We start from the raw sequence: 18,230 nt of genomic DNA on the forward strand, positions 1-18,230 counted from the left end.
TGTCACACCTTATTTACATCCCCATAGATTATTTGCGTCAGCTCACAAATACGCTTTTTCCCTGGTAAAAAATGATTTCCTGCGTGACTAAAACCCTTGTGCTCAATTGACAGTTTATTTTCTGCGGAGTAGTCTCTCGTCTCATGGGACCGCTACCACGGAAAGGCAACATGAAACAGAAAATTACGGATTACCTGGACGAAATCTACGGTGGAACATTTACCGCGACTCATTTACAGAAACTTGTAACGCGTCTTGAGAGTGCGAAAAGATTAATTACACAGCGACGTAAAAAACACTGGGATGAAAGTGATGTCGTGTTAATTACCTATGCCGATCAATTTCACAGTAATGATTTAAAACCACTACCCACATTTAATCAGTTTTACCATCACTGGCTGCAAAGCATTTTTTCACATGTTCATTTGTTGCCGTTTTATCCATGGTCATCTGATGATGGCTTTTCGGTAATTGATTATCATCAGGTCGCCAGTGAAGCGGGGGAGTGGCAGGATATTCAGCAACTCGGTGAATGCAGTCATTTAATGTTTGATTTTGTCTGCAACCATATGTCGGCAAAAAGTGAATGGTTTAAAAACTATTTACAGCAGCAGCCAGGCTTTGAAGATTTTTTTATTGCCGTTGACCCGCAAACCGATCTCAGCGCCGTCACTCGCCCGCGTGCGTTACCGTTATTAACGCCATTCCAGATGCGCGATCATTCAACGCGCCATTTATGGACCACCTTTAGCGACGATCAAATTGACCTGAATTACCGTAGCCCTGAAGTGTTACTGGCGATGGTGGATGTTTTACTGTGTTACCTTGAGAAAGGTGCTGAGTATGTCCGCCTGGATGCCGTTGGCTTTATGTGGAAAGAGCCGGGAACAAGCTGCATCCATCTGGAAAAAACACATCTGATTATCAAGCTGTTACGGTCGATTATTGATGACGTAGCACCAGGTACAGTGATCATTACCGAGACCAATGTTCCGCACAAAGACAACATTGCTTACTTTGGAAACGGTGATGACGAAGCGCATATGGTGTACCAGTTCTCACTGCCGCCGCTGGTGTTACATGCGGTGCAAAAACAGAACGTCGAGGCGCTGTGCCAGTGGGCGCAAAGTCTGACGTTGCCTTCCAGTAAAACCACCTGGTTTAACTTCCTCGCGTCTCATGATGGTATTGGGCTTAACCCACTGCGAGGCTTGTTGCCTGAAAGCGAGATATTAGCGCTAGTCGAGGCGTTACAGCAGGAAGGGGCATTAGTAAACTGGAAAAATAATCCCGATGGTACGCGCAGTCCGTATGAAATGAATGTCACTTATATGGATGCGTTAAGCCGCAGCGAGAGTAGCGATGAAGAACGTTGCGCCAGGTTTATCCTTGCCCATGCGATTTTGTTAATTTTCCCCGGTGTGCCAGCGATATATATTCAAAGTATTCTGGGCTCGCGTAATGATTACGCAGGTGTCGAAAAACTGGGATATAACCGTGCGATTAACCGTAAAAAATACACCAGCGAAGAGATCACGACCGAACTGAACAATAAAGCGACGTTAAGGCACGCGGTATATCATGAATTGTCGCGACTAATTAAAATTCGTCGCAGTCATAACGAGTTTCATCCAGATAATGATTTTACCATCGATACGGTTAATTCATCCGTAATGCGTATTCAAAGAAGCAACGCGGATGGTAATTGTCTGACAGGATTGTTTAATGTCAGTGAAAATATTCAGCATATAAATATTACTGACCTGCACGGTCGGGATCTGATTAGTGAAGTTGATATAGTGGGTAATGAAATAACGCTGCGCCCCTGGCAGGTTATGTGGATTAAATAAAAAGGAACATCTCATGATTAAATCAAAAATCGTGCTGTTATCAGCACTGGTTTCCTGCGCCCTGATTTCAGGTTGTAAAGAAGAAAATAAAACGAATGTTTCCATCGAGTTTATGCATTCTTCGGTGGAACAGGAACGCCAGGCGGTAATTAGTCAGTTAATTGCGCGTTTTGAAAAAGAAAACCCAGGCATCACTGTTAAACAGGTGCCGGTGGAAGAAGATGCTTATAACACCAAAGTCATCACCCTTTCCCGTAGCGGCTCGCTGCCGGAAGTGATCGAAACCAGCCATGACTACGCGAAAGTGATGGACAAAGAACAGCTTATCGATCGCAAAGCGGTTGCTACGGTCATCAGTAATGTCGGTGAAGGCGCGTTTTATGACGGCGTTCTGCGGATTGTGCGCACCGAAGATGGTAGCGCCTGGACCGGTGTTCCTGTCAGCGCATGGATTGGCGGTATCTGGTATCGCAAAGATGTCCTGGCAAAAGCCGGGCTGGATGAGCCGAAAAACTGGCAACAGTTGCTGGATGTCGCACAGAAACTGAACGATCCGGCGAATAAAAAATACGGTATTGCACTGCCGACGGCAGAAAGCGTACTGACGGAACAATCGTTCTCTCAGTTTGCGTTATCCAATCAGGCCAACGTTTTTAACGCCGAAGGCAAAATCACCCTTGATACGCCGGAGATGATGCAGGCGCTGACCTATTACCGCGACCTTGCTGCCAACACCATGCCGGGCTCTAACGACATTATGGAAGTGAAAGACGCCTTTATGAACGGCACTGCGCCGATGGCGATTTACTCCACCTATATCCTTCCGGCTGTGATTAAAGAAGGTGACCCGAAAAATGTCGGTTTCGTGGTGCCAACCGAGAAAAACTCGGCGGTCTACGGCATGTTGACCTCGCTGACCATTACCGCCGGGCAAAAAAGCGAAGAGACGGAAGCGGCGGAAAAATTTGTCACCTTTATGGAGCAGGCAGACAACATTGCCGACTGGGTGATGATGTCGCCAGGCGCGGCGCTGCCGGTGAACAAAGCGGTTGTGACGACTGCCACCTGGAAAGATAACGACGTGATTAAGGCGCTGGGAGACTTGCCGAATCAGTTGATTAGCGAATTGCCAAACATTCAGGTTTTTGGTGCGGTAGGGGACAAAAACTTTACCCGCATGGGCGATGTCACGGGCTCTGGTGTGGTGAGTTCAATGGTGCATAACGTCACCGTGGGGAAAGCCGATCTCTCTACCACGCTGCAAGCGAGCCAGAAAAAGCTGGATGAACTGATCGAACAGCACTAATCCCAGGACAGGAATCCGCAATGAACAGGCTTTTTTCAGGTCGTTCCGATATGCCCTTTGCGCTGTTGCTTCTCGCGCCCAGCTTATTACTGCTGGGCGGTCTGGTGGCGTGGCCGATGGTGTCGAATATCGAAATCAGTTTTTTACGTCTGCCGCTTAATCCCAACATCGAGTCAACGTTTGTTGGGGTGAGCAACTATGTGCGTATTCTCTCCGATCCCGGCTTCTGGCACTCGCTGTGGATGACGGTCTGGTATACCGCGCTGGTGGTGGCGGGCAGCACCGTGCTCGGGCTGGCAGTGGCGATGTTTTTCAACCGCGAGTTTCGCCTGCGCAAGACCGCGCGTTCGTTGGTGATCCTCTCCTACGTAACGCCATCCATTTCACTGGTGTTCGCCTGGAAATACATGTTCAACAACGGCTACGGCATTGTGAACTACCTTGGCGTCGATCTTCTGCATCTCTATGAGCAGGCGCCGCTGTGGTTCGATAACCCGGGCAGTAGTTTTGTGCTGGTGGTGCTGTTCGCCATCTGGCGCTACTTCCCGTATGCCTTTATCTCGTTTCTGGCGATTTTGCAGACCATTGATAAATCGTTGTACGAAGCGGCAGAGATGGACGGCGCGAATGCCTGGCAACGGTTTCGCATCGTCACGCTGCCCGCGATTATGCCGGTCCTGGCGACGGTGGTGACTCTGCGTACCATCTGGATGTTCTACATGTTCGCTGACGTTTATTTGCTGACGACCAAGGTCGATATTCTCGGCGTCTATCTCTACAAAACCGCCTTTGCCTTTAATGACTTAGGGAAAGCGGCGGCGATCTCAGTGGTGCTCTTCATCATTATTTTCGCTGTCATTCTGCTGACCAGAAAACGGGTGAACCTCAATGGCAACAAATAAACGCACACTCAGTCGCATCGGTTTTTACTGCGGGCTGGCGCTGTTTCTCATCATCACGCTGTTTCCGTTTTTTGTGATGCTGATGACCTCGTTCAAAAGCGCGAAAGAGGCGATCTCGCTGCATCCTACGCTGCTGCCACAGCAGTGGACGCTGGAGCATTACGTCGACATTTTTAACCCGGTGATTTTCCCGTTTGTCGATTATTTCCGTAACAGCATGGTGGTGTCGGTAGTTTCATCCGTGATAGCAGTATTTCTCGGCATTCTTGGGGCTTACGCGCTTTCCCGCCTGCGCTTTAAAGGGCGAATGACCATCAACGCCAGCTTCTACACGGTGTACATGTTCTCCGGCATTTTGCTGGTGGTGCCGCTGTTCAAAATCATCACCGCGCTTGGCGTTTATGACACCGAGATGGCGCTGATCATCACCATGGTGACGCAAACCCTGCCTACCGCTGTGTTTATGCTGAAAAGCTACTTCGACACCATCCCCGATGAAATCGAAGAAGCGGCGATGATGGATGGCCTCAACCGGCTGCAAATCATCTTCCGCATCACGGTACCGCTGGCGATGTCCGGGCTGATATCCGTGTTCGTCTACTGCTTTATGGTGGCGTGGAACGACTATCTGTTTGCCTCGATTTTCCTCTCCAGCGCCAGCAATTTCACCTTACCGGTGGGCCTGAACGCGCTGTTCAGTACCCCTGATTACATCTGGGGCCGAATGATGGCGGCCTCGCTGGTGACCGCATTGCCGGTGGTGATTATGTATGCACTTTCGGAACGTTTTATTAAGAGTGGTTTGACCGCCGGTGGCGTGAAGGGCTAAAGCGGCCAGTTTCTTGACAAGGAGTTTTACATGAAAAAGTTAGTAGCCACAGCACCGCGCGTTGCCGCGTTGGTGGAGTATGAAGACAGGGCGATTTCAGCCAATGAAGTGAAGATCCGCGTGCGGTTCGGCGCGCCGAAACACGGGACGGAAGTGGTCGATTTCCGCGCCGCCAGCCCGTTTATCGATGAAGACTTTAATGGCGAATGGCAGATGTTCACCCCCCGTCCGGCAGATGCGCCGCGCGGCATTGAGTTTGGCAAGTTCCAGCTTGGCAACATGGTGGTTGGCGACATTATCGAGTGCGGCAGCGACGTTACCGACTACGCGGTGGGTGACAGCGTATGCGGCTACGGCCCGCTTTCCGAAACGGTCATCATTAACGCGGTGAATAACTACAAACTGCGCAAGATGCCGCAAGGTAGCTCGTGGAAAAACGCCGTCTGTTACGACCCGGCGCAGTTTGCCATGAGCGGCGTGCGCGATGCCAACGTGCGCGTGGGCGATTTTGTGGTGGTAGTCGGGCTTGGTGCGATTGGTCAAATTGCCATTCAACTGGCAAAACGCGCTGGCGCGTCGGTGGTGATTGGTGTCGATCCTATCGCTCATCGCTGTGATATTGCCCGTCGCCACGGGGCGGATTTCTGCCTTAACCCCATTGGCACGGATGTAGGCAAAGAGATTAAAACGCTGACCGGCAAGCAGGGTGCCGATGTGATTATCGAAACCAGCGGCTACGCCGACGCGCTGCAATCGGCACTGCGCGGCCTGGCTTATGGCGGCACCATCTCCTATGTTGCGTTTGCCAAACCGTTTGCTGAAGGTTTTAACCTCGGACGCGAAGCGCATTTCAACAACGCCAAAATTGTCTTCTCTCGTGCGTGCAGTGAACCGAACCCGGATTATCCGCGCTGGAGCCGCAAGCGTATTGAAGAAACCTGCTGGGAACTGCTGATGAACGGTTATCTCAATTGTGAAGATTTAATCGACCCGGTGGTGACCTTTGCTAACAGCCCGGAAAGCTACATGCAGTATGTCGACCAGCATCCGGAACAAAGCATCAAAATGGGCGTAACTTTTTAATTCTAAGGACGGAAAAATGAAAATCGGCACACAGAATCAGGCCTTCTTTCCGGAAAATATTCTGGAGAAATTTCGTTATATCAAAGAGATGGGTTTTGATGGTTTTGAGATTGACGGCAAACTGCTGGTCAACAATCTCGAAGAAGTCAAATCAGCGATCAAAGAAACCGGTTTACCGGTGACCACTGCCTGCGGCGGTTATGACGGCTGGATTGGGGACTTTATCGAAGAACGTCGTCTTAATGGTTTAAAGCAGATCGAGCGCATTCTTGAGGCGCTGGCGGAAGTGGGCGGCAAAGGTATTGTCGTTCCAGCAGCGTGGGGCATGTTTACCTTTCGCTTACCGCCGATGACCTCGCCGCGCAGCCTGGATGGCGATCGTCAAATGGTGAGCGATTCCCTGCGTTTCCTGGAGAAGGTAGCCGCGCGTACCGGAACGGTGGTGTATCTCGAACCGCTAAACCGCTATCAGGACCACATGATCAACACGCTCGCCGATGCTCGTCGTTACATCGTCGAAAACAACCTTAAACATGTGCAGATTATCGGCGATTTCTATCACATGAACATCGAAGAGGATAACCTGGCGCAGGCGCTGCATGACAACCGTGACCTGCTTGGTCATGTGCATATTGCCGATAACCATCGCTATCAGCCGGGCAGCGGCACCCTCGATTTCCACGCGCTGTTTGAACAGTTGCGCGCCGATAACTATCAGGGCTATGTGGTATATGAAGGGCGTATCCGGGCAGAAGATCCTGCTCAGGCGTACCGTGATTCTTTGGCCTGGTTGCGCACCTGCTAAGAGGTCTTTGTGAAAAGTGCAATGACAAGCTCTCCGCTGCGGGTCGCGATAATAGGCGCGGGACAGGTGGCGGATAAGGTTCATGCTTCGTACTACTGCACCCGCAACGATCTGGAACTGGTGGCTGTCTGTGACAGCCGCCTTTCCCAGGCGCAGGCGTTGGCAGAGAAATACGGGAACGCATCCGTGTGGGACGATCCGCAGGCCATGCTGCTGGCGGTAAAACCTGACGTGGTAAGCGTCTGTTCACCCAACCGTTTTCATTACGAGCATACCCTGATGGCGCTGGAGGCAGGCTGCCATGTGATGTGCGAGAAACCACCCGCCATGACGCCAGAACAGGCGCGGGAGATGTGTGATACCGCGCGTAAACAGGGCAAGGTGCTGGCCTACGACTTTCACCATCGTTTTGCCCTTGATACGCAACAACTGCGTGAACAGGTGACCAACGGCGTTTTGGGGGAGATTTACGTCACGACCGCCCGCGCCCTGCGTCGCTGCGGCGTTCCCGGTTGGGGTGTCTTTACCAATAAAGAACTTCAGGGTGGCGGCCCGCTGATCGACATCGGCATTCATATGCTGGATGCCGCGATGTATGTGCTGGGCTTTCCGGCGGTGAAAAGCGTGAATGCGCACAGCTTTCAAAAGATCGGCCCGCAAAAGAGCTGTGGTCAATTTGGTGAGTGGGACCCGGCAACCTACAGCGTCGAAGATTCGCTGTTTGGCACCATTGAATTTCATAACGGCGGCATTCTTTGGCTGGAGACATCATTTGCACTCAACATCCGCGAACAGTCGATTATGAACGTCAGCTTTTGCGGTGATAAAGCCGGAGCCACGCTGTTTCCGGCGCATATCTATACCGATAACAACGGTGAATTAATGACGCTGATGCAACGGGAACTGGCCGACGACAACCGTCATTTGCGCAGCATGGAAGCCTTTATCAATCACGTACAGGGCAAGCCAGTGATGATTGCCGACGCCGAGCAAGGGTACATCATCCAGCAACTGGTGGCGGCGCTGTATCAATCCGCAGAAACAGGGACGCGTGTGGAATTATGACCAGGCCAGTAACATTAACGGAACCCCATTTCAGCCAGCATACCCTGAATAAATATGCCTCATTAATGGCGCAGGGGAACGGCTATCTTGGGCTTCGTGCCAGCCATGAAGAAGATTACACGCGGCAGACGCGCGGCATGTATCTGGCAGGGCTTTATCATCGAGCCGGGAAAGGTGAAATCAACGAACTGGTGAATCTGCCAGACGTGGTGGGAATGGAAATTACCCTAAACGGCGAGATTTTTTCGTTATCCCGCGAAGCGTGGCAGCGTGAGCTTGACTTTGCCAGTGGAGAATTACGCCGCAGTGTTATCTGGCGCACCAGCGACGGCGCAGGGTTCACCCTTGAAAGCCGTCGTTTTGTTTCAACAGATCAACTGCCGCTGGTCGCGCTGGAAATCAGTATTACCCCGCTGGACGCCGACGCGTCAGTGCTGATTTCAACAGGCATTGATGCCACGCAAACCAACCACGGTCGCCAGCATCTGGACGAAACCCAGGTGCGGGTGTTTGGTCAGCATTTGATGCAGGGGATCTACACCACCCAGGATGGGCGCAGTGATGTGGCCATCAGTTGTCACTGTCAGGCGAGTGGTGACGTTCAGCAGTGCTATACCGCAAAAGAGCGCCGTTTGCTGCAACATACCAGCGCGCAACTTCGCACAGGTGAAACACTGACCTTGCAAAAGCGGGTGTGGATTGACTGGCGGGACGACCGACAAGCCGCTTTAGACGAGTGGGGCAGTGCGTCGCTTCGCCAGCTCGAAAGGTGCACGCAACAGAGTTATGACCAACTTCTAGCAGCATCCACAGAAAACTGGCAGCAATGGTGGCAGAAACGTCGTATCACGGTAAACAGTTGCGATGCGCACGATCAGCGGGCGTTAGACTATGCGCTTTATCATTTGCGTATTATGACGCCCGCCCATGACGAGCGTAGCAGCATTGCGGCGAAAGGCTTAACCGGCGAAGGCTACAAAGGCCACGTTTTCTGGGATACGGAAGTGTTCCTGCTGCCGTTCCATCTGTTTAGCGAACCGACGATTGCCCGGAGTTTGCTGCGCTATCGCTGGCACAACTTACCGGGGGCGCAGGAGAAAGCGCGACGCAATGGCTGGCAGGGCGCGCTGTTTCCGTGGGAGAGCGCACGTAGCGGCGAAGAAGAAACGCCGGAATTTGCCGCCATTAACATTCGTACCGGGCTGCGGCAAAAAGTGGCCTCAGCGCAGGCAGAACATCATCTGGTTGCCGATATCGCCTGGGCGGTTATTCAATACTGGCAGGTAACAGGGGATGAAAGCTTCATTGCTCACGAAGGCATGGCGCTACTGCTGGAGACCGCAAAGTTCTGGATTAGCCGCGCGGTAAGGGTTAACGATCGTCTGGAAATTCATGATGTTATTGGGCCAGACGAATATACCGAACACGTTAATAATAACGCATACACCAATTATATGGCCTGCTACAACGTCCAACAGGCGCTGAATATTGCTCGCCAGTTTGGCTGTAGCGACGACGCGTTTATTCATCGTGCCGACATGTTCCTCAAAGAGCTGTGGATGCCAGAAATTCAGCCCGACGGCGTTTTGCCGCAGGATGATTCGTTTATGGCGAAACCGGCGATAGATCTGGCGAAATACAAAGCGGCGGCAGGCAAACAAACCATTCTGCTGGATTATTCACGCGCAGAAGTGAACGAGATGCAGATCCTCAAGCAGGCCGATGTGGTGATGCTCAATTACATGCTACCGGAACAATTTTCAGCGGCCTCTTGTCTCGCCAATCTGCAATTTTATGAACCGCGCACCATTCACGACTCGTCATTGAGTAAAGCGATCCACGGCATTGTTGCCGCGCGTTGTGGCTTGCTTGCGCAGAGTTACCCGTTCTGGCGCGAGGGGAGTGAAATCGATCTTGGTGCTGATCCGCATAGCTGCGATGACGGTATCCATGCCGCCGCAACTGGCGCTATCTGGCTGGGGGCGATTCAGGGTTTTGCCGGAGTCAGCGTGCGCGACGGCGAATTACATCTGAACCCAGCGTTACCTGAGCAGTGGCAACAGTTATCTTTCCCTTTGTTCTGGCAGGGCTGCGAATTACAGGTCACTCTCGACGCGCAGCGTATTGCGATTCGAACTTCTGCGCCCGTTTCAATGCGGTTGAACGGTCAGCTTATTTCCGTGACTGAAGAATCTGTTTTCTGTTTGGGTGATTTTATTTTGCCCTTCAATGGGACCGCTACCAAACATCAGGAGGATGAATGAAACTACAAGGGGTAATTTTCGATCTGGATGGCGTGATCACCGACACCGCACATCTGCACTTCCAGGCATGGCAGCAGATTGCCGCCGAAATCGGCATCAGCATCGATGCGCAATTTAACGAGACGTTAAAAGGGATCAGCCGCGATGAGTCCCTGCGACGCATTCTGCAACACGGGGGCAAAGAGGGCGACTTTAACGTGCAAGAGCGGGCGCAACTGGCGTATCGCAAAAATCTGCTCTACGTCCACTCACTGCGCGAACTGACGGTTAACGCTGTTCTGCCGGGAATTCGGCCTTTGCTGGCAGATCTTCGGGCGCAAGGCATCCCGGTAGGGCTGGCCTCCGTCTCTCTGAATGCCCCAACGATTTTAGATGCGCTGGAGCTGCGCGAGTTTTTCACCTTCTGCGCGGACGCTTCCCAACTTAAACACTCGAAACCGGATCCGGAAATCTTTCTCGCCGCCTGTGCCGGGCTGGGCGTGCTGCCGCAGGCATGTATCGGCATTGAAGATGCACAGGCGGGCATTGACGCCATTAACGCCAGCGGTATGCGCTCGGTGGGGATCGGCGCGGGCTTAACTGGGGCGCAATTACTGTTGCCCTCAACGGAGTCCCTGACCTGGCCGCGGTTATCGGCCTTCTGGCAAAACGTATAGCAAAGGAATCAACATGGCACAGCTTTCGTTACAACATATTCAAAAGATCTACGATAACCAGGTGCATGTGGTGAAGGACTTCAACCTGGAGATTGCCGATAAAGAGTTCATCGTGTTTGTCGGTCCGTCAGGCTGCGGTAAATCGACCACCCTGCGTATGATTGCCGGGCTTGAGGAGATCAGCGGCGGCGATCTGTTGATCGACGGCAAACGAATGAATGACGTTCCGGCCAAAGCGCGCAATATCGCGATGGTTTTCCAGAACTACGCGCTGTATCCGCATATGACGGTCTACGACAACATGGCGTTTGGCCTGAAGATGCAAAAAATCGCCAAAGAGGTGATAGATGAGCGGGTTAACTGGGCTGCGCAAATCCTTGGCCTGCGTGAGTACCTGAAACGCAAGCCGGGTGCGCTTTCCGGCGGGCAACGCCAGCGTGTGGCGCTTGGACGGGCGATTGTGCGCGAAGCGGGCGTGTTTTTAATGGATGAACCGCTCTCTAACCTGGATGCCAAGCTGCGCGTACAAATGCGCGCGGAAATCAGCAAGCTGCATCAGAAACTGAACACCACCATGATCTACGTGACCCACGATCAGACCGAAGCGATGACCATGGCGACGCGGATTGTCATTATGAAGGATGGGATTGTTCAGCAGGTCGGTGCGCCGAAAACGGTCTATAACCAACCGGCGAATATGTTTGTTGCCGGCTTTATTGGGTCACCAGCAATGAATTTTATTCGCGGCACGATCGATGGCGATAAATTCGTTACGGAAACGCTTAAATTAACCATTCCCGAAGATAAATTAGCGGTTCTGAAAACGCAGGAAAGCTTGCATAAGCCCATCGTGATGGGAATACGCCCGGAAGATATTCATCCGGATGCGCAAGAGGAAAATAACATTTCCGCCAAAATTAGCGTGGCGGAATTAACCGGTGCGGAATTTATGCTCTACACCACGGTTGGGGGGCACGAGCTGGTGGTCCGTGCCGGTGCGTTAAATGATTATCATGCAGGAGAAAACGTCACTATTCATTTCGATATGACCAAATGTCATTTCTTTGATGCAGAAACGGAAATAGCAATTCGCTAAATACAGGGGGAAGGCATTCCCCCAGGATAATACAAGGAACAATAATGAAAAAGTTATTACCCTGTACCGCACTGGTGATGTGTGCGGGAATGGCCTGCGCACAGGCTGAGGAAAAAAACGACTGGCACTTTAATATCGGCGCGATGTACGAAATAGAAAACGTCGAGGGTTATGGCGAAGATATGGACGGGCTGGCGGAGCCTTCCGTCTATTTTAATGCTGCCAACGGGCCGTGGAGAATATCGCTGGCTTATTATCTCAGGAAGGGCCGGTAGATTATAGCGCGGGTAAACGTGGAACCTGGTTTGATCGCCCGGAACTGGAAGTGCATTATCAGTTTCTCGAAAGCGATGATTTCAGTTTCGGCCTGACCGGTGGTTTCCGTAACTATGGTTATCACTACGTTGATGAACCGGGTAAAGACACGGCAAATATGCAGCGCTGGAAAATCGCGCCAGACTGGGATGTGAAACTGACTGACGATTTACGTTTCAACGGATGGCTGTCGATGTATAAATTTGCCAACGATCTGAATACAACCGGTTATGCTGATACCCGTGTCGAAACGGAAACGGGTCTGCAATATACCTTCAACGAAACGGTTGCCTTGCGAGTGAACTATTATCTCGAGCGCGGCTTCAATATGGACGACAGCCGCAATAACGGTGAATTCTCCACGCAAGAAATTCGCGCCTATTTACCGCTGACGCTCGGCAATCACTCGGTAACACCGTATACGCGCATTGGGTTGGATCGCTGGAGTAACTGGGACTGGCAGGATGATATCGAACGTGAAGGCCATGATTTTAACCGTCTTGGTTTGTTTTACGGTTATGATTTCCAGAATGGTCTTTCCGTTTCGCTGGAATACGCGTTTGAGTGGCAGGATCACGACGAAGGCGACAGCGATAAATTCCATTATGCAGGTGTCGGTGTGAATTACGCGTTCTGATAATGTGCTAAATTGCCGGATGCGGCGCGAGTACTTTATCCGGTTTATAAATGTAGGCCGGATAAGATGCGCCAGCATCGCATCCGGCATTCAGGCAACGTAGCTGGCATTTATTTCAACGACATATGCGTGGCAACGGTAATATTTTGTGGTGACGGTTTTCCGGCAATTAAGCGGAATAATAACTCGCAGCTTTGTTGACCTAACTCCTGCGTCGGAACATCGATGCCGCCCGGTGCAGGCGTTAATATAAACGACAGCGTTTCATTACTATAACCCACCACCGCTAACTGCTGCGGAATAGCAATGTTTTTCTCTGCCGCCGCACGATAAATGCTCATTAATTTCAGGCTGTCAGTAGCAAACACTGCCTCAGGCAACGGTGACTGGCTTAATAATTCCCGCGCGGCTTGCAGTGCTGTCTCATGGGTATAACCGCCGTCAACGATCCACTCATTGCGCACTGCAATATTATGCTCAGACAGACTTTGCTTATAACCATTAACGCGGTCAACCGAAACATGGACATCAAGCGGAGCATGCAGGCAGGCAATATTTTTATGTCCACTTTCAATTAATGCATCGGTCAGCGCAATACTGTCGCCAAAATTATCGGTATCGACAGAATAAACATGGGCATATTCACCTTCAACTTTGCCAATTACTACCACCGGAATATCGTATTTATCGAGTTGGGCGAAAAAAGACTCATCTGCTGGCGAACTTAGCATAATAATGCCTTTAATCATTTTCTGCTTAATTTTGCTTTCACATTTTTGTAAGTCTTCAGCCGGGTTGTGCGACGTCTGCAATATCACGTCGAAACCCTCATCTTCCGCTTTGGCGGTAATGGCATGCAAAACTTCGGAGAAAAACGGGTTACCCGCCGTCGTTTTGGTCGAACGGGTAGAAATCACCATAATGGCATCAAAGCCCGAAGAGGTCAGCGCGCGGGCCAGTTTATTTGGCTGATACTGTAATTCTTCAATGGCCCGTAACACTTTTTCGCGCGCTTCCGGGGAGATATTGGTTTGCTTATTCAGCACGCGTGATACGGTGGATTTTGATACGCCGGCAACCCTGGCAATATCATAAATAGTAGGGGACATAGGTCAGGAACTCCGTCCGAACGTGAATGCTGCACATCTTATGGAGTTCGCCTCAAGATGACAACACGGGCAGTTGATAATCAAGGGCATGGCCCCCACATTCATATCCTTACGAATGATTTTTTTCTGGTCCACAGGACAGCAATGAAGCGACTTAAAAATGAACTTAATGCGCTGGTGAATCGGGGTGTCGACAGACATCTGCGCCTCGCTGTAACCGGACTTAGCCGCAGCGGCAAAACCGCGTTTATCACTGCGATGGTCAATCAGTTGCTCAATATTCATGCCGGAGCACGCTTGCCGCTATTAAGTGCGGTGCGTGAAGAGCGCCTGCTGGGCGTAAAACGCATTCCCCAGCGTGACTTTGGCATTCCGCGCTTCACCTACGATGAAGGGCTGGCGCAGTTATATGGCGATCCACCTGCCTGGCCGACCCCAACACGCGGCGTCAGTGAGATTCGCCTGGCGCTACGCTATAAATCGAACGATTCGCTGTTGCGTCACTTCAAAGACACTTCCACGTTGTATCTGGAGATAGTGGATTATCCTGGCGAATGGTTACTCGACTTGCCGATGTTGGCGCAGGACTATTTAAGCTGGTCGCGCCAGATGACGGGCTTACTCAATGGTCAGCGCGGCGAATGGTCGGCAAAATGGCGAATGATGTGCGAAGGGCTGGACCCACTAGCACCTGCCGACGAAAACCGTCTTGCAGACATTGCTGCCGCATGGACCGATTATCTCCACCACTGCAAACAGCAGGGGCTGCACTTTATTCAGCCTGGACGTTTTGTCTTGCCGGGCGATATGGCAGGTGCGCCCGCGCTGCAATTCTTCCCGTGGCCCGATGTCGATGCCTGGGGCGAATCAAAACTTGCACAGGCCGACAAGCACACCAATGCCGGAATGCTGCGCGAACGATTTAATTATTACTGCGAGAAAGTGGTGAAGGGGTTCTATAAAAATCACTTCCTGCGTTTTGATCGGCAGATTGTGCTGGTGGACTGCCTGCAACCGCTCAACAGTGGGCCACAGGCATTTAATGATATGCGTCTGGCGCTGACGCAGCTGATGCAAAGTTTCCACTACGGGCAGCGAACCCTGTTCCGGCGTTTGTTTTCGCCGGTTATCGATAAGCTATTGTTTGCTGCCACTAAAGCAGACCATGTGAGCATCGATCAGCACGCCAATATGGTTTCATTACTGCAACAACTGATTCAGGATGCCTGGCAAAATGCGGCGTTCGAAGGGATCAGTATGGACTGCCTGGGGCTGGCGTCAGTTCAGGCGACCACCAGCGGCATTATTGATGTTAACGGTGAGAAAATCCCGGCGCTGCGCGGTAATCGACTCAGTGATGGTGCACCGCTCACTGTTTATCCTGGCGAAGTTCCCGCACGTTTGCCTGGTCAGGCGTTCTGGGATAAGCAAGGCTTCCAGTTTGAGGCGTTTCGTCCGCAGGTGATGGATGTCGACAAACCGCTGCCGCATATTCGTCTTGATGCTGCGCTGGAATTTTTAATAGGAGATAAATTGCGATGACCGAACCGTTAAAACCACGTATTGATTTCGACGGTCCACTGGAGGTCGATCAGAATCCAAAATTCAGGGCGCAGCAGACCTTTGACGAAAATCAGGCGCAAAATTTTGCCCCGGCCACGCTCGACGAAGCGCAGGAAGAAGAGGGGCAAGTTGAAGCGGTGATGGACGCAGCGTTACGTCCGAAACGCAGCCTGTGGCGCAAAATGGTGATGGGCGGGTTGGCTCTGTTTGGTGCAAGCGTTGTCGGGCAGGGCGTGCAGTGGACGATGAATGCCTGGCAAACTCAGGATTGGGTAGCGCTGGGTGGATGTGCCGCTGGGGCATTGATTATCGGCGCTGGCGTAGGTTCAGTGGTAACAGAGTGGCGGCGCTTATGGCGCTTGCGACAGCGCGCCCATGAACGCGACGAAGCGCGCGATTTGTTGCACAGTCACGGCACGGGTAAAGGCCGTGCATTCTGCGAAAAACTGGCGCAGCAGGCGGGCATCGACCAGTCGCATCCGGCACTGCAACGCTGGTATGCCTCAATCCATGAAACGCAGAACGATCGTGAAGTGGTCAGCCTGTATGCTCATCTGGTCCAGCCGGTTTTAGATGCCCAGGCGCGGCGCGAAATCAGTCGCTCAGCGGCGGAATCAACGTTAATGATCGCCGTTAGCCCGCTGGCGCTGGTGGATATGGCATTTATCGCCTGGCGCAATCTGCGTTTGATCAATCGCATCGCCACGCTGTATGGCATTGAACTGGGATATTACAGCCGTTTGCGCCTGTTTAAGCTGGTATTGCTGAATATCGCTTTTGCCGGAGCCAGCGAATTGGTGCGCGAAGTGGGGATGGACTGGATGTCGCAAGATCTCGCTGCGCGTTTGTCTACCCGGGCAGCTCAGGGGATTGGTGCTGGACTTCTGACGGCACGACTGGGGATTAAAGCTATGGAGCTTTGCCGCCCGCTGCCGTGGATTGACGATGACAAACCTCGCCTCGGGGATTTCCGTCGTCAGCTTATCGGTCAGGTGAAAGAGACGCTGCAAAAAGGCAAAACGCCCAGCGAAAAATAATGCAATATCGGGTGCTGACCGGATATCTTTACGCCGAAGTGCCCGTTTTTCCGTCTTTGTGTCAATGATTGTTGACAGAAACCTTCCTGCTATCCAAATAGTGTCATATCATCATATTAATTGTTCTTTTTTCAGGTGAAGGTTCCCATGCGTCTGGAAGTCTTTTGTGAAGACCGACTTGGTCTGACCCGCGAATTACTCGATCTACTGGTGCTGAGAGGCATTGATTTACGCGGTATTGAGATTGACCCCATTGGGCGAATCTACCTCAATTTTGCCGAACTGGAATTTGAAAGTTTCAGCAGTCTGATGGCCGAAATACGCCGTATTGCAGGTGTTACCGATGTGCGCACTGTTCCGTGGATGCCTTCCGAACGTGAGCATCTGGCGTTGAGCGCGTTACTGGAGGCGTTGCCTGAGCCTGTGCTTTCTGTTGATATGAAAAGCAAAGTGGATATGGCGAACCCGGCGAGCTGTCAGCTTTTTGGGCAAAAATTGGATCGCCTGCGCAACCATACCGCCGCGCAATTAATTAACGGTTTTAATTTTTTACGCTGGCTGGAAAGCGAACCGCAAGACTCGCATAACGAGCATGTCGTTATTAATGGGCAGAATTTCCTGATGGAGATTACGCCTGTTTATCTTCAGGATGAAAATGATCAACACGTTCTGACCGGTGCGGTGGTGATGTTGCGCTCGACGATTCGTATGGGCCGTCAGTTGCAGAATGTCGCTGCACAGGACGTCAGTGCCTTCAGTCAAATTGTCGCCGTCAGCCCGAAAATGAAGCATGTTGTCGAACAGGCGCAGAAACTGGCGATGCTAAGCGCGCCGTTGCTGATTACGGGTGACACCGGTACAGGTAAAGATCTCTTTGCCTACGCCTGCCATCAGGCAAGCCCACGAGCGGGTAAACCTTACCTGGCGCTGAACTGCGCGTCTATACCGGAAGATGCGGTCGAGAGTGAGCTGTTTGGTCATGCTCCGGAAGGGAAGAAAGGATTCTTTGAGCAGGCGAACGGTGGTTCGGTGCTGCTGGATGAAATAGGTGAGATGTCACCACGGATGCAGGCGAAATTACTGCGTTTCCTTAATGATGGTACTTTCCGTCGAGTTGGTGAAGATCATGAAGTGCATGTCGATGTAAGGGTTATTTGCGCTACGCAGAAGAATTTGGTCGAACTGGTGCAAAAAGGCGTGTTCCGTGAAGATCTCTATTATCGTCTGAACGTGTTGACGCTCAATCTGCCGCCGCTACGTGATTGTCCGCAGGACATCATGCCGTTAACCGAGCTGTTCGTCGCCCGCTTTGCCGACGAGCAGGGCGTGCCGCGTCCGAAACTGGCCGCTGACCTGAATACTGTACTTACGCGTTATGCGTGGCCGGGAAATGTGCGGCAGTTAAAGAACGCTATCTATCGCGCACTGACACAACTGGACGGCTATGAGCTGCGTCCTCAGGATATTTTGTTGCCGGATTATGACGCCGCAACGGTAGCCGTGGGCGAAGATGCGATGGAAGGTTCGCTGGACGAAATTACCAGCCGTTTTGAACGCTCGGTATTAACTCAGCTTTATCGCAATTATCCCAGCACGCGCAAACTGGCAAAACGTCTCGGCGTTTCGCATACCGCGATTGCCAATAAGTTGCGGGAATATGGCTTAAACCAGAAGAAAAGCGAAGAGTGATTGTGCTGGCTGCGCCGTTCAGGC

14 protein-coding genes and 1 pseudogene are annotated in these 18,230 nt (G+C 51.8%); 14 read left to right on the plus strand and 1 reads right to left on the minus strand.

The window, feature by feature from the left end; genetic code table 11:
• Window positions 1-170: 170 nt before the first annotated feature.
• From ycjM to ompG, 11 genes and pseudogenes are all read left to right on the plus strand, one after another.
• Window positions 171-1,850 carry a glucosylglycerate phosphorylase gene (ycjM, locus tag BEB54_RS07015; protein WP_105277398.1) on the plus strand — a complete coding sequence of 560 codons (1,680 nt, stop codon included), beginning with the start codon at window positions 171-173 and terminating at the stop codon, window positions 1,848-1,850.
• 13 nt (window positions 1,851-1,863) lie between these two features.
• The gene (locus BEB54_RS07020) at window positions 1,864-3,156 is read left to right on the plus strand and encodes an ABC transporter substrate-binding protein (RefSeq protein ID WP_000597475.1); all 1,293 of its coding nucleotides are present in this window, start codon (window positions 1,864-1,866) and stop codon (window positions 3,154-3,156) included.
• Between the two features lie 20 nt (window positions 3,157-3,176).
• The gene (locus tag BEB54_RS07025; protein WP_001080790.1) at window positions 3,177-4,058 is read left to right on the plus strand and encodes a carbohydrate ABC transporter permease; all 882 of its coding nucleotides are present in this window, start codon (window positions 3,177-3,179) and stop codon (window positions 4,056-4,058) included.
• Window positions 4,045-4,887 carry a carbohydrate ABC transporter permease gene (locus BEB54_RS07030; RefSeq protein WP_088542046.1) on the plus strand — a complete coding sequence of 281 codons (843 nt, stop codon included), beginning with the start codon at window positions 4,045-4,047 and terminating at the stop codon, window positions 4,885-4,887. Before BEB54_RS07025 ends, BEB54_RS07030 begins: the two co-directional genes overlap by 14 nt.
• Window positions 4,888-4,917: 30 nt before the next feature.
• Complete coding sequence (locus BEB54_RS07035; RefSeq protein ID WP_039020821.1) at window positions 4,918-5,970, plus strand: zinc-dependent alcohol dehydrogenase; 1,053 nt, start codon at window positions 4,918-4,920, stop codon at window positions 5,968-5,970.
• 16 nt (window positions 5,971-5,986) lie between these two features.
• Window positions 5,987-6,775, plus strand: coding sequence for a sugar phosphate isomerase/epimerase family protein (locus BEB54_RS07040; RefSeq protein WP_105267385.1), 789 nt, complete (start codon window positions 5,987-5,989; stop codon window positions 6,773-6,775).
• 9 nt (window positions 6,776-6,784) lie between these two features.
• Window positions 6,785-7,840 carry a Gfo/Idh/MocA family protein gene (locus tag BEB54_RS07045; RefSeq protein WP_039020823.1) on the plus strand — a complete coding sequence of 352 codons (1,056 nt, stop codon included), beginning with the start codon at window positions 6,785-6,787 and terminating at the stop codon, window positions 7,838-7,840.
• On the plus strand, window positions 7,837-10,104 hold the full coding sequence (ycjT, locus tag BEB54_RS07050) for a kojibiose phosphorylase (RefSeq protein ID WP_105277399.1): 2,268 nt from the start codon (window positions 7,837-7,839) through the stop codon (window positions 10,102-10,104). The genes BEB54_RS07045 and ycjT overlap by 4 nt, the downstream gene beginning before the upstream one ends.
• Window positions 10,101-10,760 (plus strand): beta-phosphoglucomutase, encoded by a 660-nt coding sequence (gene pgmB / locus BEB54_RS07055; protein ID WP_105277400.1) that lies wholly within the window; start codon window positions 10,101-10,103, stop codon window positions 10,758-10,760. Before ycjT ends, pgmB begins: the two co-directional genes overlap by 4 nt.
• Window positions 10,761-10,773: 13 nt before the next feature.
• Window positions 10,774-11,856, plus strand: coding sequence for an ABC transporter ATP-binding protein (locus BEB54_RS07060; RefSeq protein ID WP_000057969.1), 1,083 nt, complete (start codon window positions 10,774-10,776; stop codon window positions 11,854-11,856).
• A 44-nt stretch (window positions 11,857-11,900) separates the two neighbouring features.
• Window positions 11,901-12,808 (plus strand): annotated as a pseudogene (ompG, locus tag BEB54_RS07065) (monomeric porin OmpG).
• 110 nt (window positions 12,809-12,918) lie between these two features.
• On the opposite strand, the gene BEB54_RS07070 reads toward ompG, so the two are convergent.
• Complete coding sequence (locus BEB54_RS07070) at window positions 12,919-13,917, minus strand: LacI family DNA-binding transcriptional regulator (RefSeq protein WP_105277401.1); 999 nt, start codon at window positions 13,915-13,917, stop codon at window positions 12,919-12,921.
• Between the two features lie 144 nt (window positions 13,918-14,061).
• On the opposite strand from BEB54_RS07070, the gene BEB54_RS07075 reads away from it, so the two are divergent.
• The 3 genes from BEB54_RS07075 (at window position 14,062) to tyrR (ending at window position 18,206) form a co-directional block, all read left to right on the plus strand.
• Complete coding sequence (locus BEB54_RS07075; protein WP_105277402.1) at window positions 14,062-15,459, plus strand: YcjX family protein; 1,398 nt, start codon at window positions 14,062-14,064, stop codon at window positions 15,457-15,459.
• Window positions 15,456-16,517 (plus strand): YcjF family protein, encoded by a 1,062-nt coding sequence (locus BEB54_RS07080; RefSeq protein WP_000138728.1) that lies wholly within the window; start codon window positions 15,456-15,458, stop codon window positions 16,515-16,517. Before BEB54_RS07075 ends, BEB54_RS07080 begins: the two co-directional genes overlap by 4 nt.
• Window positions 16,518-16,664: 147 nt before the next feature.
• Window positions 16,665-18,206 carry a transcriptional regulator TyrR gene (gene tyrR / locus BEB54_RS07085; RefSeq protein WP_032184038.1) on the plus strand — a complete coding sequence of 514 codons (1,542 nt, stop codon included), beginning with the start codon at window positions 16,665-16,667 and terminating at the stop codon, window positions 18,204-18,206.
• Window positions 18,207-18,230 lie beyond the last annotated feature (24 nt).

This window comes from Escherichia sp. MOD1-EC6021, from assembly GCF_002965245.1.
Taxonomy (GTDB): domain Bacteria; phylum Pseudomonadota; class Gammaproteobacteria; order Enterobacterales; family Enterobacteriaceae; genus Escherichia; species Escherichia coli_F.